A 22670-nucleotide genomic window follows, 5' to 3' on the forward strand; every position below is an offset into this window, starting at 1 on the left:
CCCTGGGCGGCCGCGCGCCTGCGGGCGGACCGGCTTTAGCCGTCCCGCCCTTTTTCAGCTGAGCCTGCCGCGCCGCGCAAATCGGCATGGCGCGATGCGCGCTATCCGTGCAAGATCCGCAAGCGATAGAATGGCTGGATCGTTTCCGGCCGGCGCGGCCTGTTGGCGGCGCACCGGCGCCGCTCAGCCCTTTTTTCACCCACGGGCCCCATGAAAGTACTGGTAATCGAAGACGAGAAGAAACTGGCCGAATACCTGCGCCTGGCGCTGACGGAACACAACTATGTGGTGGACGTCGCGATGGACGGGATCAGCGGCCTGCATCTGGCTCGCGAAAGCCAGTACGACCTGATCCTGCTAGATGTGATGCTGCCCGGCATGGACGGCTTCTCGGTGCTGCGCGAATTGCGCAAGAGCGACCGCGTGCCGGTGCTGATGTTGACGGCGCGCGACAAGATCGAGGACCGCGTCAAGGGGCTGCGCGATGGCGCCGACGACTACCTGGTGAAGCCCTTCGCCCTGTCGGAGCTGCTGGCGCGCGTGCTGGCGCTGGGCCGTCGCAGCGGCCAGAACCAGGCCGAGGCCGGCGGGCAGAATGTGCTGCGCGTGGGCGACCTGGAACTGGACCTGTTGCGCCGGCGCGCGTCGCGCGGCGGCGTCCGGCTGGACCTGACGGCCAAGGAATTCACGCTGTTGGCGCTGCTGATGCGCAAGCAGGGTGAGGTGCTATCGCGGCTGGAACTGGCCGAGCAGGTATGGGACATCAATTTCAACAGCAACACCAATGTGGTCGAGGTCGCGGTGCGACGCCTGCGCGGCAAGGTCGACGACCCCTTTGACCAGAAGCTGCTGCACACGGTGCGCGGCATGGGCTACGTGCTGGAACTGCGGGAAGACTGATGCAGCCGCGCTCCGGCTCCCTGCGCCGCTGGCTCTCGCGCTGGCTGGCGATGCTGACGTTCCTGGGGCTGGGCGGGGTGTGCCTGGCGGTGTATTACGCCACCAACCTGAACCTGCAGATCCGCCAGGAAGCGCTGCTGCAGCAGAAGATGGAAGTCATCCGCCACCTGGTCGACGAGAACGCCGCCACCGGCGACTCGACCACCCTGCGGCACAAGCTCAGCGATTTCTTCTATGGCCGCCCGGATTTTTCCCTGGTGCTGGAGATCGATGGCGCCAAGACCGCGTTCGGCGCCGACATCGCCGAGGACGAAGATCACGCACACGAGCGGCGCATCAGTTTCTCGCTGCCGGTGCCGGGCACGCCGGGCGATGCCATGCAGGCCGAGCTGGTGCTGGACATCACGTCCGACCTGCATCTGCGCGCCGCGCTGGCCTGGACCCTGATCGCCTGCGCCTTCGTGGGCGCGGCCGCGGTGTCGGGCATCGCGGCGCTGCTGGTGCGGCGAGCCATGGCTCCCGTGGACGAGCTGGGGCGCCAGGCGGCGCGGCTCGCCCCGGACCGCATCGGCGAACGGCTGGACGAAAGCGGACAGTCCGAGGAAATCCAGCCGCTGGTGCGGCAGTTCAATGCCGTGCTGCAGCGCCTGGAGCGGGCCTATGTGCAGATGGAGGGCTTCAACGCCGACGTGGCGCACGAGATGCGCACGCCGCTGGCCACGCTGATCGGCCAGACCGAGCTGGCGCTGAGCGGCCGCCGTTCCGAGGCGGTGCTGCGCGATGTCATGGGCTCCAACCTGGAAGAGCTGCAGCGGCTGTCCGGCATGGTCAACGACATGCTGTTCCTGTCGCAGGCCGATCGTGGCGCGCAGGCGCGCGGCGTCTGGGTCGACCGGCTGTCCGAGGTGCTGGGCGAGGTGGCCGACTACCACGAGGCCGAGGCGCAGGAGCGCGGGCTGACGCTGGCTGTTTCGGGCGAGGCCGCCGCCTGCATCGACCGCCCGCTGTTGCAGCGGGCCGTGTCCAACCTGGTGTCGAACGCGGTGCGCTACGCGGACGCGGGAAGCACGATACGCATCCATGTGTCGCGCGACGACGAGCACGCGCTGATCGCCGTCAGCAATGCCGGCGAGCCCATTGCCAAGGAGCACCTGCCCAGGCTGTTCCACCGCTTCTACCGCGGCGACGAGGCGCGTGGCTTCGATGCCAACCACCACGGGCTTGGGCTGGCCATCGTCGCGGCCATTGCCCGCATGCACGGCGGTCGGCCCTTCGCCGCTTCCGAGGGCCGCGACATCACCATCGGCTTTGGCCTGTCGGCGCCTCGGATTACCGAAAACTAATCCTGGCGTCGGGCTTCTGTCGCAGCCGCTTCCCTAGACTTTCTCCATGCGCCCGGTGCGCGCCCGACAGGGCGATTCCGGCACCCGGCATTCCGGCCGCCCATCACGGCGGCCTGTCGCCCGTTAAGGAGAAATCATGAAACGTCCCATCGCTGCGTCGTCCTGCATGCTGGCCCTGGCCCTGTCCACGAGCGCGCTCGCGCAGGGCCCTGCCGGCGGCAACCCCCAAGCCTATGCCGCGCCGCGCCAGGCCGCCGCCATGGCATCCGCGCCCGGCGATGCCTCCGCGCCGCTGACGCGCGCCCAGGTGCTGGCCGATCTGGCCGTGTGGAAGAAGTCCGGCATGTCCGATCTGTATCGCGGCAACCAGGAACCCGACGTCTACAGCGCCAAGTACCGCAAGCGCTATGCGGAGTACCTGCGCCTGCGCAACGGCCCCGAGTACGACGCCGCGCTGCGCCGCGAGCAGGAGCGGGGCAACTGAGCCCGCTCCCGCGCGCGGCGGGCAGTCCGTCCTACTCGGTGTAGGACTTGGTGCTGTACTGGCTGATCGGCAGCAGGTTCAGCACCGGCAGGCCGGTGGCCGGATCCTTGGCCTGCTTGTCGATGTAGGCCTGCAGCACGTCGGCATCCAGCACGCCGATGTCCTGGCGGCGCGCGGCCGGCACATTGGCCAGGGTCTTGTAGCCGTCGCCGCCGGTGGCGTTGAAGCTCAGCACGAAGAGCTTGTACGTGCGGCTGGCGTCCAGCGGACCCCACGAGGACGTGGCGGCGTCGTGGACCTCGATGTTGGACACCCGGCTGCCTTGCGGTTGCGCGGCGTTGACGTCGAAGCGCAGGCCGCCCGTGTACGGATACGGACCGGTCGAGCCGCCCGGACCATAGACCGCCTGCATGCCGTCTTCCAGCATGCTCTTGACCTCGGCGCCGGTCACGTTCAGGCGCCACAGCATGTTGCCGAAGGGCACCACCTCGATCACGTTGGCCGCGGTCACGGTGCCCTTGAGGGGCACGCGCACGCCGCCGCCGCTTTGCAGCGAGATGTCGGCGCCGCCGTAGCTGGCGTTGCCCACTTCCAGGTAGGCCTGGGCCACCAGCTGCTGGATGTCGCCGCCGCGCAGGCTGACGCTGCCCAGCGTATTGCAATCCACGCCGGACCGGCTGTAGTCGCGCGAGCCGGGGCCGCCCGGCACGCGGCGCGAGCACAGTTCCTGCGGCACCCGGGCCACCTGGCTGGCGCTGAAGGTGTCGACCTTGGCCTTGAAGGGCTGCAGCACGGCCAGCGCGTCGGCGTCCGGCTCCTGCGGATACAGGAAGCCGCTGGCCTTGATGTCGGCCGCGATGGCGGCCTGGTCCGCCGGGGAGACCGCCGCGCCGCCGATCTTGTAGGCGCTGCCCATCAGCACGTGCGGCGTGCCGGCGCAGGCCGTCACGTCGCCGCTGGCGTCGAAGCTGACCTTCAGCTCGCCCACCACTTGCGAGTATTCCCAGGCCTGAACCAGGCAGACGCGCTTGCCGTCCTTGTTCTTCACTTCGGTGGGGTAGGCGCCGGCCGGCGAGCCGACGCCGTAGCCCGCCATGCCGGCGGGCCCGAGCAGGGTGTGCGAATCGCCGCCCACCACCACGTCCACGCCGCTCAGGTTGGGGATGATCTGTTTGTCGTAGTCGTAGCCGATGTGGCTCATCACGATGATCTTGTTCACGCCTTGCGCGCGCAGCGCGTCGATCTGCTGCTGCGCGGCGGCGGTCTCGTCGCCGAACACGGTGCCGGGATCGGGGCTGGATGACTGCTGCGTCTTGTTGGCGATGGTCAGGCCGACCAGGCCGATGGACTGGCCGTCGCGTTGCAGCACGATGGCGGGCTTGACCAGGCCGGGCGCGCGCGAGGCGTTCAGCGCGGAGTTGGCGCCGAAGGTCACGTTGGCGCTGAGCACCGGCGTCTGGCAGGCGCCCTTGTGCAGCAGGTCGATGAAGCGCTTCAGGCCGCTGTCGCCCTTGTCGAATTCGTGGTTGCCCAGCGTCATGGCGTCGAAGCAGACCGTGTTCATCATGGCCGCGTCGGCCTCGCCCGGATCGCCCGCGCGGTTGAAGTACAAGGTGCCGGTGGTGGCGTCGCCGGCATGCAGCTTGAGCACATTGGGCGAGGCGGCCGAAAGCGCCTTGATGGCGCCCGTCACGCGGGCGAAGCCGCCGGCGTCGGCGTTGACCGTCACGGTCGCGCCGGCGGCGTTCTTGAGCTTGAAGTCCTTTTTCTTGCTGTCCAGGTTGGAGTGATGATCGTTGATGTGCAGGATCGTCAGCTCCATTGGCCGGGAGGCGGCGGGCGGCGTGGCGGGCGGGGTCGGCGCCGGGCTGTCGTCGTCATCGTCGCTGCCGCCGCAGGCGGCCACCAGCGCCATCATTCCCAGCATCGTCGCGCGCGCGCAATGCCGCTTCCAGTCTTGCTTCCAGTCCATTCTCTTTCCCGCGTGCTTGGTCTTGGAACGGCGAATGATCGTGGCGGCAGATGACGTGCAGATGAACCGGGCGTGAAGAAAAAATAACGGGCGGCCCGTGGGCCGCCCGTGAATGCCGGTGTGACGCGATGGATCAGTAGTGGATCACGGTGCGGATCGACTTGCCCTCGTGCATCAGGTCGAAGGCTTCGTTGATGCGGTCCAGCGGCAGCGTGTGGGTGACGAAGGGATCCAGGTCGATCTTGCCGCTCATGGCGTCCTCGACCATGCCGGGCAGCTGGGTGCGGCCCTTGACGCCGCCAAAGGCGGAGCCGCGCCAGACGCGGCCGGTGACCAGCTGGAACGGGCGCGTGCTGATTTCCTGGCCGGCGCCGGCCACGCCGATGATGATGCTCTCGCCCCAGCCCTTGTGGCAGCATTCCAGCGCCGCGCGCATCACGTTGACGTTGCCGATGCACTCGAACGAGAAGTCCACGCCGCCGTCGGTCAGCTCGACGATCACGTCCTGGATGGGACGCTCGTGATCCTTGGGATTGATGCAGTCGGTCGCGCCCATGGCCTGAGCCAGGATGAACTTGTTGGGATTGGTGTCGACGGCGATGATGCGGCCGGCCTTGGCCTGCACTGCGCCCTGGATCACCGCCAGGCCGATGCCGCCCAGGCCGAACACGGCGACGGTGTCGCCTTCCTTGACCTTGGCGGTGTTGTGGACCGCGCCCAGGCCGGTGGTCACGCCGCAGCCCAGCAGGCAGACCTTTTCGTGCGGCGCGGCCGGGTTGATCTTGGCTAGCGAGATCTCGTTGACCACGGTGTATTCGCTGAAGGTCGAGCAGCCCATGTAGTGGTAGAGCGGCTTGCCTTCGTAGCTGAAGCGCGAGCTGCCGTCGGGCATGACGCCCTTGCCCTGCGTGGCGCGGACCTTCTGGCACAGGTTGGTCTTGCCGGACAGGCAGAACTTGCATTCGCGGCATTCGGCCGTGTAGAGCGGGATGACGTGGTCGCCGGGCTGCAGCGAGGTGACGCCCTCGCCCACTTCGACCACCACGCCGGCGCCTTCGTGGCCCAGCACGGCGGGGAACAGGCCCTCGGGGTCGTCGCCGCTCAGGGTGAAGGCGTCGGTGTGGCAGACGCCGGTGTGCGTGATGCGCACCAGCACTTCCCCGCGTCGCGGCGGCGCCACGTCGATTTCAACGATTTCCAGCGGCTTGCCGGGTCCGAATGCGACTGCTGCGCGTGATTTCATGATGATGCTCCAGAGCGTTGACGATGGTGTTGCTTCTGCCGTACACGACGCGGGGCCATGTGCGCGGATGTTGCCCTGGCCGGGCTGCGCGGAGCCGGCTTTGCCGGTCCGCTGCAGCGCCCCCTTTGAGGGGGGAGCGCGATAGCGCTTCGGGGGTGGGCCTTGTTCATTTAAGATAAGTGCGGACGATGCGCATGATCTGGTCGATCTCGGCATCGGCGTCGGCGGTCGGGGCGGGCGCCTGGGCCGATTGCGCGAAGGTTTCGCGCAGATGGCTTTCCAGCACTTCGGCCATCAGCCCGGTGGCCGCGCCGCGCAGGGCCGCCAGCTGTTGCAGCAGCGCGCCGCATTCCGTGCCGTCGTTGACGGCGCGCTCCAGCGCCAGGGCCTGGCCCTGGATGCGGCGCAGGCGGGTCGTGACGCGCTTTTTCTCTTGCGGGCTGTGGGGCACGGCTGGGGCTCCGTTAGATACAGGGGGGGAGTATAGGAAATTCACTGCCCGGCGTCCAGGACGGCGCCAGGAACCGGGCGTTGCGGCTCCGTTCGCAATGATGTCTATACGTGTCTAGGCATCCTCTATATAATTCCCGAAACATGAGAACCGGCCAGGCGCTCGCATCCTGCCTGCCGCCCCAGCACAGGACTGTTTCGTGGTTTCCAACCCTACCCGATTGCCCGTCCAGCCAGACGCCCTGCCCGCCCCGCTGTATGCGCGGGTCAAGCAGATGATCGCCCAGCAGATCCGCAGCGGCGCCTGGCCCGCGCACTATCGCGTGCCGTCCGAAAGCGAGCTGGTCGAGGAATTGGGCTTCAGCCGCATGACCATCAACCGCGCCCTGCGCGAGCTTACCGCCGAAGGTTTGCTGGTGCGCATGCAGGGCGTGGGCACGTTCGTGGCACAGCCCAAGGCCCGTTCGGCGCTGTTCGCGGTGAACAACATCGCCGACGAGATCGCCGCGCGCAATCACCACCATCACAGCCGCGTCATCCGGCTGGTCGAGGAACCCGCCGGCAACGAGCAGGCCCTGATGCTGGAGATCCGCGAAGGCCAGCCGGTGTTTCATTCGATCATCGTGCACTACGAGGACGACCTGCCGATCCAGCTCGAAGACCGCTACGTCAACGTCAAGCTGGCGCCCGACTATCTCAAGCAGGACTTCACGCAGGGCACGCCCTATGAATACCTGACGCGCGTGGCGCCGCTGACCGAGGGCGAGCACGTGGTCGAGGCGATCCGCGCCAAGCCGCGCGAATGCCAGCTGCTGCAGATCGAGCGCGACGAACCCTGCCTGCTGATCCGCAGGCGCACCTGGTCGGGCGAACGCGCGGTCACGCTGGCCCGCCTGATCCATCCCGGATCGCGCCACCGTCTCGAAGGAAAATTCACCACATGACCCAGTTCGACGCGCGCCTGTACCGGGCGCGGGACTATCCGCGCATGCCGTGGCGCAACGGCGGCGGCACCACCCAGGAAGTGGCCTGCAATCCCGGCGGCAGCACGGCCGGCTTCGAATGGCGCCTGTCCATCGCGGACGTGGGGCAGGATGGCGGTTTTTCCGCCTTTGACGGCTTCCAGCGCATCATCACCGTGCTGGAAGGCGCGGGCATCGAGCTGACCGTCGACGGCCGGCGCGAGCCGCCGCTGGGGCCGCGCCGCGCCTATGCCTTCCGTGGCGACGCCAAGGTGGACTGCCGCCTGCTGGATGGCCCCATCCGCGACTTCAACCTGTTCTACGCGCCGGCACGCTGGCAGGCCCGCCTGCAATGGTTGAACGCAACCTGCGTGTTCCACAGCTCGGCTCGCGCCGTGCTGCTGCTGAACGCGTCCGACGCGCCGCTGGCGCTGACCGTGGACGGCGCGCGCCACGAGCTGCCGTCGCGACATGACTGCCTGCACATCGAAACGGCCGGCGGCCTGGCCGAATACCGCATCGAGCCGGCGATGGCGTCCGCCGCGCTGGACGCCTGCCTGATCGAGCTGCTGCCCGTCGCCGCCTGAGCGCGGCGGCCTTTCCGACCCCGGTTTTTCCGCTCCGTCCGCCTCGCGGGCGGGGCGCGGTCGCGCGCCCGCGCTTCGTCTTTGCTGCGGGTAATCCCTGATGAAAAAACAGCTCGTCCCATCTTGTATATACAAGCATAGGCATCCTATGATTCGGCCAATGGCCGCGGATCCAAGGCGCGGCGCACCTGGCTATGGAGACCACGATGGAAAAATCGAAACGCTACCGCGACGTTGAAATCCGCGCCCCGCGCGGCAGGCAGCTGACGGCCAAGAGCTGGCTGACCGAAGCGCCGTTGCGCATGCTGATGAACAACCTCGATCCGGACGTGGCCGAGAACCCCAAGGAGCTGGTGGTCTATGGCAGCATCGGCCGCGCCGCGCGCGACTGGGACTGCTACGACCGCATCGTCGAGTCGCTGAAGAACTTGAACGAGGACGAAACCCTGCTGGTGCAGTCCGGCAAGCCGGTCGGCGTGTTCAAGACCCACGCGAATGCGCCGCGCGTGCTGATCGCCAATTCCAACCTGGTGCCGCACTGGGCCACCTGGGAACACTTCAACGAGCTGGATGCGCGCGGCCTGGCCATGTACGGCCAGATGACCGCCGGTAGCTGGATCTACATCGGCAGCCAGGGCATCGTGCAGGGCACCTACGAGACCTTCGTCGAAGCCGGCCGCCAGCATTACGACGGCAAGCTCGCGGGCCGCTGGGTGCTGACCGCCGGCCTGGGCGGCATGGGCGGCGCGCAGCCGCTGGCCGCGACGCTGGCCGGCGCCTGCTCGCTGAACATCGAATGCCAGCAGACCAGCATCGACTTCCGCCTGCGCACCCGCTATGTCGACGAGCAGGCCGCCGACCTGGACGACGCGCTGGCGCGCATCGCCCGCTACACCAAGGAAGGTCGCGCGATCTCGATCGCGCTGTGCGGCAACGCCGCCGAGATCCTGCCGGAACTGGTGCGGCGCGGCGTGCGTCCGGACATGGTCACCGACCAGACCAGTGCGCATGATCCGCTCAACGGCTATCTGCCCATCGGCTGGACCTGGGCCGAATACCGCGAACGCGCGAAAAGCGAGCCCGCCGCCGTGGTCAAGGCGGCCAAGCAGTCCATGGCCCGGCACGTGCGCGCCATGCTCGAATTCCAGAAGCAGGGCGTGCCCACCTTCGACTACGGCAATAACATCCGCCAGATGGCCAAGGAAGAAGGCGTGGACAATGCCTTCGATTTCCCCGGCTTCGTGCCCGCGTATATCCGCCCGCTGTTCTGCCGTGGCGTCGGTCCGTTCCGCTGGGCCGCGCTGTCCGGCGATCCGCAGGACATCTACAAGACCGACGCCAAGGTCAAGGAACTGATCCCCGACGACGCGCACCTGCACCGCTGGCTGGACATGGCGCGCGAACGCATCAGCTTCCAGGGCCTGCCGGCGCGCATCTGCTGGGTTGGCCTGGGCCAGCGCGCCAGGCTCGGCCTGGCCTTCAATGAGATGGTGCGCAGCGGCGAGCTGTCCGCGCCCATCGTGATCGGCCGCGACCATCTGGATTCCGGCTCGGTGGCCAGCCCCAACCGTGAAACCGAGGCCATGCGCGACGGTTCCGACGCCGTGTCCGACTGGCCGCTGCTCAACGCGCTGCTGAACACCGCCAGCGGCGCCACATGGGTGTCGCTGCATCACGGCGGCGGCGTGGGCATGGGCTTCTCGCAACATTCGGGCATGGTCATCGTCTGCGACGGCACCGACGCCGCCGCCGAACGCATCGCCCGCGTGCTGACCAATGACCCGGGCACCGGCGTCATGCGCCATGCCGACGCGGGCTACGAGATCGCGATCGACTGCGCCCGCGAGCAGGGCCTGAACCTGCCGATGATCACGGGCCGCTGAGTGGTCCGGGGAGCCGCGCTGGCGCGGCTCCCGCACATGGGGAAAAGGCGCCGGCCTGTGTACAGGCGCCAGGAGACGAAAGCATGGCGACACCAGCCGGATCGGAACGGGCGCCGCTCATCGAGCGGCGTTCTATCGACTACATCCCGGAATCGGAGCGGCACGGCAAGCTCTATAGCCAGTTCACGCTGTGGATGGGCGCCAACCTGCAGATCACGGCCATCGTCACCGGCGCCCTGGCGGTGGTGCTGGGCGGCGACGTGTTCTGGTCGCTGGCGGGCCTGCTGGTCGGCCAGTTGTTCGGCGGCGCCATCATGGCGCTGCACGCCGCGCAGGGACCGCGATTGGGCCTGCCGCAGATGATCTCCAGCCGGGTGCAGTTCGGCGTCTACGGCGCGGCGATTCCCATCGCGCTGGTTTGCGTCATGTACCTGGGCTTCACCGCCACCGGCACCGTGCTGTCCGGCCAGGCCATCGGCCAGCTGCTGGGCGTGAGCGACAGCGCCGGCATCCTGATGTTCGCCGCCGCCATCGTGCTGGCCACCGTGTTCGGCTACCGCGTCATCCACATCATCGGCCGGGTGGCGACGCTGCTGGGCATCGTTGCCTTCGTCTACCTGTTCAGCCGCGTCATGGCGCTGGCCGACGTGGGCGAGCTGCTGGCCAACCGCCATTTCACCTGGAGCTCGTTCCTGCTGTCGGTGTCATTGGCGGCCTCCTGGCAGATCGCCTTCGGGCCGTATGTGGCCGATTACTCGCGCTACCTGCCCAGCCGCACGTCTTCGGTCAGGACTTTCCTGGCGGTGGGCCTGGGTTCGGTGGCGGGCGCGCAGATCGCGATGGTGCTGGGCGTGCTGGCCGCGGCCATGGCGCCGGGCCAGTTCGCCGGCCGGGAAGTGGCCCATATCGTGGGCCTGGGCGGCACGGGCACGATCGCCGCGCTGCTGTATTTCAGCATCGCCTTCGGCAAGATCACCATCTCGACGCTGAACTCCTACGGCAGCTTCATGTGCATCGCCACCATCATCAGCGGCTTTCGCGGGAGCATCGAAGTCACGCACCGGCAGCGCGTGGTCGCGGTGCTGCTGATCGTGGGCGCGGCGACGGCCGTCGCGCTGATCGGGCAGCACAGCTTCCTGGGCGCGTTCAAGTCCTTCATCCTGTTCCTGCTGGCCTTCTTCACGCCCTGGAGCGCGGTCAACCTGGTGGACTACTACTTCGTGAACCGCGAGCGCTATGACGTGCCGGCGCTGGCCGACCCCGACGGGCGCTACGGCCGCTGGAACATGACGGGCCTCACCGCCTACGCCGTGGGCGTGCTGGTGCAGATGCCCTTCATCTCGACCAAGCTCTACACCGGCCCCCTGGTCCAGCACCTGGGCGGCGTGGATATTTCCTGGATCATCGGCCTGATCGTGCCGGGCGTCCTGTACTACCTGCTGGCCCGCAACGGCGCGCCGGCTGCGCGCCGCCACGCCACGAGCGGCGGCCACGACATCGCATGAATACCGCCTGACGGCGGCATAGGAGATCGACAATGGATTTGCACTTGAAACCCGGCCAACTCACGCTGTCCGACCTGCGCCAGGTCTACCACCAGCCGCAGCGCCTGACCCTGGATCCGTCGGCGGCCGGCCCGATCGACGCCAGCGTGGCCTGCGTGGAGCGCATCATCGCCGAGGACCGCACCGCCTATGGCATCAACACCGGCTTCGGCCTGCTGGCGTCCACCCGCATCGCGCGCGAGGACCTGGAAGCGCTGCAAAGCTCGCTGGTGCTGTCGCACGCGGCCGGCGTGGGCGAGCCGCTGGACGACGCCATGGTGCGCCTGATCATGGTGCTGAAGATCAACAGCCTGGCGCGCGGCTACTCCGGCATTCGTCGCAAGGTCATCGACGCGCTGATCGCGCTGGTCAACGCCGAGGTCTATCCGCATATCCCGCTCAAGGGCTCGGTGGGTGCGTCGGGCGACCTGGCGCCGCTGGCGCACATGTCCCTGCTGCTGCTGGGCGAGAATCGCGCGCGCCATCGCGGCGAGTGGCTGCCGGCCCGCCAGGCGCTGGAAATCGCCGGCCTGCAGCCGTTCACGCTGGCGGCCAAGGAAGGCCTGGCGCTGTTGAACGGCACCCAGGTGTCGACCGCCTATGCGCTGCGCGGCCTGTTCGAGGCCGAGGACCTGATGTCCGCGGCGTTGGTCTGCGGCGGCCTGAGCGTGGAAGCCATGCTGGGCTCGCGCGCGCCCTTCGATCCGCGCATCCACGCGGCGCGCGGCCAGCGCGGCCAGATCGACGTGGCCGCCGTCTACCGCGATTTGCTGACCGACGACAGCGAGGTCGGCCATTCGCACGCCGACTGCGGCAAGGTGCAGGATCCCTATTCGCTGCGCTGCCAGCCGCAGGTCATGGGCGCCTGCCTGACGCAGATCCGCCAGGCCGCCGAGGTGCTGGCAGTCGAGGCCAACGCCGTGTCGGACAACCCGTTGGTGTTTGCCGCCGAAGGCGACGTGATTTCGGGCGGCAACTTCCATGCCGAGCCGGTGGCCATGGCCGCCGACAATCTGGCGTTGGCGCTGGCCGAGATCGGCGCGCTGTCCGAACGCCGCATCTCGCTGATGATGGACAAGCACATGTCGCAGCTGCCGCCCTTCCTGGTGAACAACGGCGGCGTGAACTCCGGCTTCATGATTGCCCAGGTGACGGCCGCCGCGCTGGCCAGCGACAACAAGGCGCTGGCGCATCCGGCCAGCGTCGACAGCCTGCCCACCTCGGCCAACCAGGAAGACCACGTGTCGATGGCGCCGAACGCGGGCAAGCGCCTGTGGCCGATGGCCGAGAACGTGCGCGACATCCTGGCCATCGAATGGCTGGGCGCCTGCCAGGGCCTGGACTTCCGCGAGGGCCTGAAGACCTCGCCCAAGCTGGAGCGCGCGCGCCAGCTGCTGCGCCAGAAGGTGGCGCACTACGAGAAGGATCGCTTCTTCGCGCCCGACATCGAACAGGCTAGCGCGCTGATCGCCGGACGCAGCCTGAACGCGCTGATGCCGGCGGGCCTGTTGCCCAGCCTGTAACGCAGCACCGGCTCGCGCGCGCGGCGCGGGCCCTCCCGCCGCAGCCGCTTGCAGCGCCCCGCAGAGGGCGCGCGGGCGGCGCTCGGCCCTGCCCGCGGCGATTCCCACCACATGGAGACAAGCATGCAAGAAGTGCAGAACAGTGAGTTGAAGAGAGGGCTGAGCGCCCGGCACATCCGCTTCATCGCGCTGGGGTCGGCCATCGGCACCGGCCTGTTCTACGGCTCGGCCAAGGCCATCCAGGCCGCGGGCCCCTCGGTCCTGATCGCCTACCTGATCGCCGGCGCCGCCGTGTACATGGTGATGCGCGCGCTCGGGGAAATGGCGGTGCACAATCCGGTGGCCGGCTCCTTCGGCCAGTACGCGAGCCAGTCCCTGGGACCGCTGGCCGGCTTCATCACGGGCTGGACCTACACCTTCGAGATGATCATCGTCTGCCTGGCCGACGTCACGGCGTTCGGGCTCTACATGGGGTTCTGGTATCCCGACGTGCCGCAGTGGATCTGGGTGCTGGCCATCGTGCTGCTGATCGGCGGGCTCAACCTGTGCACCGTCAAGCTGTTCGGCGAACTGGAATTCTGGCTGTCGCTGCTGAAGGTGGCGGCCATCGTCGCCATGATCGCCGGCGGGCTGGGCATCATGCTGTTCGGCATCGGCCTGAGCGCGGACGCGCCGGCCACCGGCGTGCACAATCTCTGGCAACACGGCGGCTTCATGCCCAACGGCATCGGCGGCCTGATCGCGTCGCTGGCGGTGGTGGTGTTCGCCTTCGGCGGCATCGAGATCATCGGCATCACGGCCGGCGAGGCCAAGGACCCGGGCCGCGCCATTCCGCGCGCCATCAATGCCGTGCCCCTGCGCATCCTGCTGTTCTACGTGCTGACGCTGTTCGTGCTGATGGCCATCTTCCCGTGGTCGCAGATCGGCAGCCAGGGCAGCCCCTTCGTGCAGATCTTCGACCAGCTGGGCATTCCGTCCGCCGCCACCATCCTGAACATCGTGGTGATCTCGGCCGCCGTGTCGGCCATCAACAGCGATATCTTCGGCGCCGGCCGCATGCTCTACGGCATGGCGCAGCAGGGCCAGGCGCCGCGCGGCTTCGCCGCCGTGTCGCGTCGCGGCGTGCCGTGGATGACGGTGGTGGTGATGTCGGCCGCGCTGCTGATCGGCGTGGTGCTGAACTACCTGATCCCGAAGGACGTGTTCCTGCTGATTGCCTCCATCGCCACCTTCGCCACGGTCTGGGTCTGGCTGATGATCCTGCTGTCGCAATTCAACATGCGCCGCAAGATGGACCCGCGGGAGGCCGCGCAGCTCAAGTTCCCGGTGCCACTGTGGCCGGCCGGCCCGATCCTGGCGATCGCCTTCATGGTCTTCGTGATCCTGGTGCTGGGCTACTTCCCCAACACGCAGGCTGCGCTTATCGTGGGATCCGTGTGGATCGCGCTGCTGTGCATCGCCTATCGCCTGTGGGTGCTGCCGCAGCGCAAGGCGGCGCAGGCGCGGGTCCCGGAGCAGGGCGCGCCGCAAACCCCGTCCCGGCCGCTGACGCAGGGCTCGGACTGAAACAACGCAAGCAACAAGGAGAACCGGCAATGAAACAGGTCTGGCGCAACTGCCACGCCGCCACGATGCAAGGCGGCGCGTACTCGATCATCGAGCGCGCGGCCATCGTCACCGAGGACGGGCGCATCGCCTGGATCGGCCCCGAGGCCGAGATGCCGCTGGACGGCGCGGCGGGCGTGCAGGACCTGGGCGGCGCCTGGGTCACGCCGGGCCTGGTCGATTGCCACACCCACCTGGTGTTCGGCGGCAACCGCAGCCTGGAGTTCGAGCAGCGCCTGCAGGGCGTGGACTACGCCGAGATCGCCGCGCGCGGCGGCGGCATCGCCAGCACGGTGCGCGCCACGCGCGCCGCCACCGAGGACGAGCTGTACCTGGACGCGAGCCGGCGCGCGTTGCACCTGCTGCGCGACGGCGTGACCACGCTGGAGGTCAAGTCCGGCTACGGCCTGGACCTGCCCAACGAGCGCAAGATGCTGCGCGTCGCGCGCCGCCTGGGCCGCTCGCTGCCGCTGACAGTGCGCGCCACCTGCCTGGCCGCGCACGCGCTGCCGCCCGAGTTCACGGGCCGGCCGGACGACTACATCGACGAGGTCGCCCGCCGCATGCTGCCGGTGCTGGCGGCGGAAGGGCTGGTGGACGCCGTGGACGCCTTCTGCGAGCACCTGGCGTTCTCGCCGGCGCAGGTCGAGCGCGTGTTCCAGAGCGCGGCGCACCTGGGCCTGCCGGTCAAGCTGCATGCCGAACAGCTGTCCTCGCTGCACGGCGCCACGCTGGCGGCGCGCCATGGCGCGCTGTCGGCCGATCACCTCGAATACCTGACCGAGAGCGATGTGCTGGCCATGGCGCAGGCGGGCACCGTGGCGGTGCTGCTGCCGGGCGCGTTCTACGCGCTGCGCGAGACCCAGCTGCCGCCGGTGGATCTGCTGCGCCGCCACGGCGTGCCGATAGCCATCTCCACCGACCTCAACCCGGGCACGTCGCCGGCGCTGTCGCTGCGCCTGATGCTGAGCATGGCCTGCACGCTGTTCCGCCTGACGCCCGAGGAAGCGCTGGCCGGCGCCACTATCCACGGCGCCCGCGCGCTGGGGCTGCAAGCCACGCATGGCACGCTGGAACCGGGCAAGGCGGCGGACTTCGTGGCCTGGAGCATCGATCATCCGTCGGAGCTGGCCTACTGGATCGGCGGCGAGCTGCCCAGGCGCGTGGTCCGGCATGGGCAGCTGGTGTACGCGACGGCGCCGGACACGGCGGCCTGACGGCCGCCAGGCCGGGCGCTTGCGGCGATGCGCGCGGCCTACGCCGCCATCGCCAGCGCCGGCAGGCCCGCCTGGGACGGCAGGCGGAAGGCGCTGACCGCGCTTTGCAGCCGCTGCGCTTGCGTTTCCAGCGATGACGCGGCGGCGGCGGCCTCTTCGACCAGCGCGGCGTTCTGCTGGGTCACGTGATCCATCTGCGTGACCGCCGTGTTGACCTGGTCGATGCCCGTGACCTGTTCCTGGGAGGCGGCGGCGATGTCGGCCACCAGCGAGGTCAGATGTTCGATGGCCCGCACGATTTCCTCCATCGTGCGCCCGGCGGTCTCCACCTGGGTGGACCCCGCCTGCACCGTGGCGCCCGAGGTGTTGAGCAGCTGCTTGATTTCCTTGGCTGCCGTGGCGCTGCGTTGCGCCAGCGAGCGCACCTCGCCCGCCACCACCGCGAAGCCCTTGCCCTGTTCGCCCGCGCGGGCCGCTTCCACGGCCGCGTTCAGCGCCAGGATGTTGGTCTGGAACGCGATGCCGTCGATCACGCCGACGATGTCCTCGATGCGGCTGGAGTCCTGGGCGATTTCGCGCATGGTGTTCACGGCATCGCGCACGGCCTGTCCGCCGCGTTGCGCGACTGCGGACGCGGTCGAGGCCATCTGGTTGGCCTGGCGCGCGTTCTCCGCGTTGCTGCTGACGGTGGAGAGCAGCTGCTCCATGCTGGCCGCGGTTTCCTCCAGCGAGGCGGCCTGCTGCTCGGTGCGGCTGGACAGGTCCTGGTTGCCCGCGGCGATTTCGCTGGATCCCGTATGGATTTCATGTACGCCCGCGCGCACCGCGTGCACGGTGCGGACCAGGCTGGCCTGCATGTCCTGCAGGTAGGGGATCACCTGCCCCACGCAGTTGCGGCCAAAGGCCGCGATCGGCGAGGTCAGGTCGCCGGCGGCGATGCGCTGGAAATGGCCGCGCACGTCCTCCAGCGGACGCTTGACGAAATGCACCACGTACAGGTCGCCCAGCACCAGCAGCAGCAGGCAGATCGCCAGCACGGCGCCCGTGCCGATATAGGCATTGCGCCGCTTGGCGGCGGCGCTCTCCCACAGCTGGGTCTCGCGTTCCTTGGCGTAGGCCTCGTATTGCTCGATGCTCTTGCCGAAGGCGCGGCTGGCGGTCACGACCGGGCCGGCGCCATGGGCGCGGGCGCGCGCCAAGTCTCCGGCCGTCAGCAGGTCGCGCTGTGCCGCGATGCCCGCCACGGTCAGGGCCTCGAAGCCCGATTTCATGGGGTCCAGGATGGCGGCCGGGGCATCGTTGCCGGCCAGTTCCAGGAATATGGCCTGCTGCTTGCGGGCTTCGGCCAGGGCGGCGTCGATGCTGCGGCCTTCCTCCGCCGCCTGGGTGGCGTCGCCGGCGGCGGCATATTCCATCTGGCGCGACAGGCGCAGGCGCGCGCGCATGATCTGGTCGTTGACGCGCGAAAGCGCGGAGATTTCGTGCAGCAGTTCGGTGCTGTCAGCCAGCGCATCCGCCGAGCCGCGCAAACCGTTGATGGTGATGGCCGACATGCCGGCGAGCAGGACGCTGATGGTGAGCAGGGTGCCCAGGATCATGCGGCGGATGGTGATGTCTTTCAGTAGCTGTTTCATGGCGCGACGTTCTTGAGTGCTTAGGGGGTGCTACATCGGCAACAACGGCTCGGAGGCAGGCGAATTTAGCTGGCGTTACAACATAACGGAATGTGCCAGCACACCATGGAACAAATCGACATTTCAAGCAATAGTGTTGCGCAATACATGGCAAATGGGAATGCCTGCCGAGACATCCTGGGCCAGGTCGTTATATCTGCCTGAAGGGCGAAAAGCGCCATTAACGTTAAAGCCCCCACATTGGCATCGAATTAAATATGCACGGGTATATTTTTTCGGATATCAAATCCCGCGCACGGCGGGGCAACGGCGGTCGCCTACCGGATAGCCGCGCAATGCGGCGAGTGAGAGGATTTTTGAGACTCCTCGGTCACGTTTGGTCCTTGCCGCAATTAATGCGGCCAATAATCGAAAAAATCCGTACATAAAGACGCTGAAAAATACCGAATCAAGGCGGCATTTCATGCCTTAATTCGGCCCCTTTTTTCAAAAAAACAGGCAATTCGCTGAATTACAACAAGTTTTATCGCTGAACATTGGTGCGACTTCGAAGGGGAAGACAGAAAAAAGACGGGAAAATATCGAAAATGTCTTGAAGAAAGCCGGAGAGAATGGAAAATAGCTGCATGTTTCGTCAAATTTCAAAATTGACATGACATGCATCAATTGCGGGTAGGTTGATTCAGCAGTATTTCGTGGAGTCGCGCTCATGAAACGCCTGATCTATCGCTCGGCCGCATTTTCCCTGTCCTGCTTCCTGGCATGCGCATCAAGCCTGGCTGCGGGCCAAAGCACGGCGAACTTCAACGTCAGCATCATCATCCAGGCCAATTGCACCATCGCGGCCAACAACCTGACTTTCCCTCCCCAGGGCGTGTTGAGCGCGGCGGTGGCGTCCTCCTCGACGCTGACCGTCACCTGCACCAACACCACGCCGTATACCGTCGGCCTGAGCGCGGGCACCGGCACGGGCAATACCGAGAGCAGCCGGCACATGTTCGGAGCCGTCAACACCACGTCGTCGGTCGGCTACCAGCTGTACAAGGCCGACCTGACCACGGTGTGGGGCGATTCCACGGTGGCGGCGCGCGTGAGCGGCACCGGCACCGGGGCCGCGCAGACGCTGACCGTCAACGGCTCGGTGCCGGCCCAGGCCACTCCGGCGCCCGATACCTACAGCTCCACCGTCACCGCCACCGTCTATTTCTGAGGAGCCGCCACCGTGCGCACAGCCATGCTTGCAGTGCTGGCGGCGGTGGCGGTCCTGCTGGGCCCGACGGGTCCGGCGGGCGCTGCCACGCTGCAGATTTCCCCGGTCATGGTCGACATGGCGCCGCAGCAGGGCGCCAGCGGCATCGTGCTGCGCAACCCGGACGCGATGCCGGTCTATGGCCAGGTGCGGGTCTATGCCTGGGAGCAGCGCGACGGCGACGACGTGCTGCTGCCCACCGACGAGATCCAGGTCAGCCCGCCCATCATCCAGGTGCCGCCCAGGAGCGAGCAGCTGGTGCGGTTGGTGCGCGCGTCGCGGGAGACGGCGGCGATCGAGAAGAGCTATCGGCTGGTCATCGACGAGATCCCGGATCCGTCCACGCCGGCGGTCAATGGCGTGGTGCTGCGGCTGCGCTATTCGGTGCCGGTGTTCGTGGCCGGCGCCACGCCGGAGCCGCGTCCGGAACTGAGCTGGAAAGCCGTGCGCGAGGGCAAGGAATGGGTGCTGAGCCTGAACAATAGCGGCACCCGCTACGCGCAGGTGGCCAGCCTGCAGGTGCTGGACAGCGGCGGCAAGCCGGTGGCCGAGGTCGACGGGCTGGTGGGCTATGCGCTGGCCCAGCGCCAGCGGCAATGGCGCATCCCGGGCCGGCAGCAGGCGCCGGGCCCCGTGCGCATCAAGGCCCTGATCAATGGCGGCGCGATCTCGGTGGCGCCCCGGATGGACTGACTGGCCGCGCGCCGGCCTGGGAAGAAGGCGGCGCGCCAGAGGTAGGCAGCCTATGGCGGTATGTGCTTCCCGTACATGCGGGCGACGCGCCTGGAGCATCGCGCTCGCCCTGTCGTGCGCGGTGGCGCAGGCGGCCGAGCCGCCCGATCAGCTGGTGTCGTTCGGCGATCTCGCCGAGCGCGACGTATTCCTGGAAGTGAGCATCAACGGCGCCAACACCTCGCAACTGCTGCGGTTCCGCGATGCGCAGGGCCGGCTGTCGGCCAGCGCCGATTCACTGCGCTCGATCGGCATCGACGTGCCGGGGCCGGACGGCGCGGCGGGCAGCCCGGAGCTGCGGCTGGATGCGATTCCGGGCCTGCGCTACAGCTACAACGCCGCGACGCAGTCGGTGAACCTGGTGGTGCCGGATGCCTTGCGCACGCCCTATCAACTCGACATGCGCGGCGTGTCGCGGGCGCCGCCGGCCACCAGCGGGCGCGGGCTGGTGCTGAACTATGACGCCTACGCGCAGACCAGCGGCCTGTCCCGGCTGTCGCTGTATACCGAGCAGCGCTACTTCAGCCCCTCGGGCGTGTTCAGCAATACCGGCATTACCTATGCCGGCGGGCGGGCGGACCGCTATATCCGCTATGACACCTACTGGACGCGCTCGGACCAGGACACGATGCGCACGCTGCGGCTGGGCGACACGATCACGTCGTCGCTGGACTGGTCGCGCTCGATCCGCATCGCCGGCGTGCAGTGGGGGCGCAACTTTTCGCTGCGGCCGGACCTGGTGACCTTTCCGGTGGCGGCGATCAGCGCGTCCTCGGTGGTGCCGTCCTCGATCGCGCTGTACATCAACGGGGTACAGCAATACTCCAGCAACGTGCCGGCGGGCCCCTTCGTGGTCAACCAGATCCCCGGCATCACCGGCGCGGGCCAGGCCACCATCGTCACGCGCGATGCGCTGGGGCGCAGCATCGCGACCACGGTGCCTCTGTATGTGGACACGCGCCTGCTGGCGCGCGGCCTGTCCAGCTATTCGGTGGAAGCCGGTTTCGTGCGGCGGCGGTTCAGCGTGCGTTCGTTCGACTACGACCACGCGCCGGCCTTCAGCGCATCGGGCCGCTACGGGTTGGACGAAGCGCTGACGCTGGAGGGCCATGCCGAAAGCGCGCCCGGCGTCTATAACCTGGGCGCGGGCGCGCTGGTCAGGCTGGGCGAGGCGGGCGTGGTCAGCGGTTCGCTGGCCGGCAGCGCCGGCCGCTACGCGGGCGGTCAGGCCAGCCTGGGCTACCAGTACGTGCGGCCCGAGTTCAGCCTGGACCTGTTGTCCACCCGGGCGCTCGGCGACTACGGCGACCTGGGCTCGCGCGAAGACGCGCCGGTGGTGCGCCAGACGGATCGCGCGACCGTGTCGTTTCCCATCACGCGGTCGCAGAGCGTGGCCTTGAGCTACATCGGCTATCGCCAGCCGGACGCGCCGGCCGCCAGGCTGGGCTCGGCGACCTATACCGTCAACCTGCACAGCCGCGTGGCCATGAACCTGAGTGCGTTCCACGACTTCAACCAGTCCGACTCGAACGGCGTGTACCTGGGCCTGACGCTGATGCTGGGGGACCGCACCCAGGTCTTCGCATCGGCCAGCCGCCAGCAGGGCCAGGACAGCTACAACATGGGCGCGCAGCGTTCGATCGACTACGAGGGCGGCACGGGCTGGTCGGTGCAGCGCGGTCGCAGCGGCGGCCAGGCCTACACGCAGGGCCAGGTGCAGTACCTGGGCCGCTACGGCCAGCTGACTGGTCTGGCGCAGGACCAGGGCGGACGCACGCAGGCGGCGGCGCAGGCCTCGGGGGCGCTGGTGCTGATGGACGGCGTGGTCACGCCGTCGCGCCGGATCAACGACAGCTTCGCGCTGGTGTCGACGGGCCGGCCGGACGTGGACGTGCTGCACGAGAACCGCAAGCTGGGCAAGACCGACAGCTCGGGCCACCTGCTGGTGCCGGACCTGATCCCGTACCAGGCCAATCGCCTGTCGATCGATGCCGAGAACCTGCCGGTCGATACGCGGCTGGAGTCGACCAAGGCGGTGGTGGTGCCGCAGTCGCGCTCGGGCGTGGTGGCGAACTTCCAGCTGGAGCGCTATGTGGCGGCCACGGTGATCCTGAGGACGCCGGACGGCAAGTTCCTGCCGCCGGGTGCCGGGGTGCTGCACGCCGAGAGCGGCAAGCGCGGCGTGGTGGGCTACGACGGCATGACCTTCGTCGAGGATCTGCAGGCGCTGAATCACCTGACGGTGCAGGGCAAGGGCGCGTCCTGCCGCGCGCAATTCGAATACGGCGCCGAGCCCGGACGCCTGATGCCCACGCTGGGCCCGTTTGTCTGCCATCCCCTGGAGGAACCTGCGCAATGAGACGTGCCATCGTGTTGATCGTCATGGCGTGGTGCGGGGCCTGGGCCGGCGCGGCGCAGGCGCAGAGCTGCAGCCTGTCGGCCAGCGCCACCACCATCGATTTCGGCACGATCAATCCCTTGCTGCCGGTGGATACGCTCAACAGCGGCGGGCTGATCAAGCTGGACTGCTCCGGCCTGTCGCTGTTCACGCGGGTGTGCATCAGCATCGGGGTGGGCAGTACCAGTCCGTCGATCGCGGCGCGCGCGATGGGCAACGGCGCCTACCGCATGAACTACAACCTGTATACGGACTCCGGCTATTCCAACGTCTGGGGCGCCGCCACGACAACGGCGCCCACCTCGCAGCTGCTGACCGGCATCGGCGCCGGGTCGGTGTCGGCGACCGTCTATGCCAAGCTGCCGGGCGGCCAGAACACCGTGGCCATCGTGAACAATGCCGATACGCAATACATGGAAAGCTACGCCACGACCGCGCAGGCCAGGGTGGATGTGCAGAGCTTTCCGCTCATCGGACTGCTGCAGAATTGCCCGTTGAGCGCGCCTTCCCAGACCTTGCAGATCCCGTTGACGATCAAGGCGCTGGTGCAGAAGAACTGCACCATCTCCGCCACCAATCTCGTGTTCCCGGCCCAGGGCCTGCTGACGGCCCCGGTGCCGGGCAGCAGCCAGATCAGCGTGCAATGCACCAACAACAACGCGTATTCGCTGGCATTGAACGGCGGCACGGTGGGCGGCAATGTGCTGGCGCGCAAGATGAAGCACGCGACCGCCGCCGACACGGTCGGCTACCAGCTGTACCAGGGGTCGAACTACGCCATCGTCTGGGGCGACGCGACGGGCGGCTCGCCCCTGGCCGGCCTGGGCACGGGCGCGGCGCAGAGTTATACCGTCTACGGCCTGGTGCCGGCGCAGGCCACGCCCAGGCCGGGCAGCTACAGCGATACCGTCACGGCCACCATCACATTCTGAGCCCGCGCCAGG

The 22670-nt window shown here is 68.0% G+C and carries 18 protein-coding genes; 14 read left to right on the forward strand and 4 right to left on the reverse strand.

Going from position 1 to position 22670, the window contains the following annotated elements; translation table 11 throughout:
- Positions 1-210 precede the first annotated feature (210 nt).
- The 3 genes from AC6LJ9_RS15320 to AC6LJ9_RS15330 all read left to right on the forward strand — a co-directional run bounded on the left by AC6LJ9_RS15320 (position 211) and on the right by AC6LJ9_RS15330 (position 2727).
- Positions 211-900: a heavy metal response regulator transcription factor gene (locus AC6LJ9_RS15320; RefSeq protein WP_498148218.1), complete on the forward strand. Its 690-nt coding sequence runs from the start codon at positions 211-213 to the stop codon at positions 898-900.
- On the forward strand, positions 900-2243 hold the full coding sequence (locus AC6LJ9_RS15325) for a heavy metal sensor histidine kinase (RefSeq protein ID WP_498148219.1): 1344 nt from the start codon (positions 900-902) through the stop codon (positions 2241-2243). The genes AC6LJ9_RS15320 and AC6LJ9_RS15325 overlap by 1 nt, the downstream gene beginning before the upstream one ends.
- Positions 2244-2379: 136 nt before the next feature.
- Positions 2380-2727 (forward strand): DUF4148 domain-containing protein, encoded by a 348-nt coding sequence (locus AC6LJ9_RS15330; RefSeq protein ID WP_498148220.1) that lies wholly within the window; start codon positions 2380-2382, stop codon positions 2725-2727.
- A 31-nt stretch (positions 2728-2758) separates the two neighbouring features.
- Here AC6LJ9_RS15330 and AC6LJ9_RS15335 read toward each other — a convergent pair whose 3' ends face one another.
- From AC6LJ9_RS15335 to AC6LJ9_RS15345, 3 genes are all read right to left on the reverse strand, one after another.
- Positions 2759-4699: a bifunctional metallophosphatase/5'-nucleotidase gene (locus AC6LJ9_RS15335; RefSeq protein WP_498148221.1), complete on the reverse strand. Its 1941-nt coding sequence runs from the start codon at positions 4697-4699 to the stop codon at positions 2759-2761.
- 133 nt (positions 4700-4832) lie between these two features.
- The gene (locus tag AC6LJ9_RS15340) at positions 4833-5942 is read right to left on the reverse strand and encodes an S-(hydroxymethyl)glutathione dehydrogenase/class III alcohol dehydrogenase (protein WP_212317126.1); all 1110 of its coding nucleotides are present in this window, start codon (positions 5940-5942) and stop codon (positions 4833-4835) included.
- A 166-nt stretch (positions 5943-6108) separates the two neighbouring features.
- Positions 6109-6393 carry a metal-sensing transcriptional repressor gene (locus tag AC6LJ9_RS15345; protein WP_103272078.1) on the reverse strand — a complete coding sequence of 95 codons (285 nt, stop codon included), beginning with the start codon at positions 6391-6393 and terminating at the stop codon, positions 6109-6111.
- Positions 6394-6592: 199 nt separating this feature from the next.
- On the opposite strand from AC6LJ9_RS15345, the gene hutC reads away from it, so the two are divergent.
- From hutC to hutI, 7 genes are all read left to right on the forward strand, one after another.
- On the forward strand, positions 6593-7336 hold the full coding sequence (gene hutC / locus AC6LJ9_RS15350) for a histidine utilization transcriptional repressor HutC (protein ID WP_498148222.1): 744 nt from the start codon (positions 6593-6595) through the stop codon (positions 7334-7336).
- Positions 7333-7941, forward strand: coding sequence for a HutD/Ves family protein (locus AC6LJ9_RS15355; protein WP_498148223.1), 609 nt, complete (start codon positions 7333-7335; stop codon positions 7939-7941). Before hutC ends, AC6LJ9_RS15355 begins: the two co-directional genes overlap by 4 nt.
- Before the next feature lie 206 nt (positions 7942-8147).
- Positions 8148-9824, forward strand: a complete 1677-nt coding sequence (hutU, locus tag AC6LJ9_RS15360) for a urocanate hydratase (protein ID WP_498148224.1) — start codon at positions 8148-8150, stop codon at positions 9822-9824.
- Positions 9825-9907: 83 nt separating this feature from the next.
- Positions 9908-11329 carry a purine-cytosine permease family protein gene (locus AC6LJ9_RS15365; protein WP_498148225.1) on the forward strand — a complete coding sequence of 474 codons (1422 nt, stop codon included), beginning with the start codon at positions 9908-9910 and terminating at the stop codon, positions 11327-11329.
- A 32-nt stretch (positions 11330-11361) separates the two neighbouring features.
- Complete coding sequence (gene hutH, locus AC6LJ9_RS15370; RefSeq protein ID WP_103272083.1) at positions 11362-12891, forward strand: histidine ammonia-lyase; 1530 nt, start codon at positions 11362-11364, stop codon at positions 12889-12891.
- Between the two features lie 123 nt (positions 12892-13014).
- Positions 13015-14457, forward strand: coding sequence for an amino acid permease (locus tag AC6LJ9_RS15375; protein ID WP_498148226.1), 1443 nt, complete (start codon positions 13015-13017; stop codon positions 14455-14457).
- 29 nt (positions 14458-14486) lie between these two features.
- Positions 14487-15713, forward strand: a complete 1227-nt coding sequence (gene hutI / locus AC6LJ9_RS15380; protein ID WP_498148227.1) for an imidazolonepropionase — start codon at positions 14487-14489, stop codon at positions 15711-15713.
- 38 nt (positions 15714-15751) lie between these two features.
- Here hutI and AC6LJ9_RS15385 read toward each other — a convergent pair whose 3' ends face one another.
- Positions 15752-17347 carry a methyl-accepting chemotaxis protein gene (locus AC6LJ9_RS15385; RefSeq protein WP_498148228.1) on the reverse strand — a complete coding sequence of 532 codons (1596 nt, stop codon included), beginning with the start codon at positions 17345-17347 and terminating at the stop codon, positions 15752-15754.
- Between the two features lie 709 nt (positions 17348-18056).
- Between AC6LJ9_RS15385 and AC6LJ9_RS15390 the strand changes: the two genes are divergently transcribed.
- The 4 genes from AC6LJ9_RS15390 to AC6LJ9_RS15405 are packed head-to-tail and all read left to right on the forward strand — an operon-like array spanning position 18057 to position 22658.
- Positions 18057-18557, forward strand: a complete 501-nt coding sequence (locus AC6LJ9_RS15390; protein ID WP_498148229.1) for a Csu type fimbrial protein — start codon at positions 18057-18059, stop codon at positions 18555-18557.
- Between the two features lie 12 nt (positions 18558-18569).
- Positions 18570-19289, forward strand: a complete 720-nt coding sequence (locus tag AC6LJ9_RS15395; protein ID WP_498148230.1) for a fimbrial biogenesis chaperone — start codon at positions 18570-18572, stop codon at positions 19287-19289.
- A gap of 52 nt (positions 19290-19341) precedes the next feature.
- On the forward strand, positions 19342-21687 hold the full coding sequence (locus AC6LJ9_RS15400; protein ID WP_498148231.1) for a fimbria/pilus outer membrane usher protein: 2346 nt from the start codon (positions 19342-19344) through the stop codon (positions 21685-21687).
- The gene (locus AC6LJ9_RS15405; protein ID WP_498148232.1) at positions 21684-22658 is read left to right on the forward strand and encodes a Csu type fimbrial protein; all 975 of its coding nucleotides are present in this window, start codon (positions 21684-21686) and stop codon (positions 22656-22658) included. The genes AC6LJ9_RS15400 and AC6LJ9_RS15405 overlap by 4 nt, the downstream gene beginning before the upstream one ends.
- Positions 22659-22670: the final 12 nt, after the last annotated feature.

The sequence above is a fragment of the Achromobacter sp. 1011811831 genome (assembly GCF_059760905.1).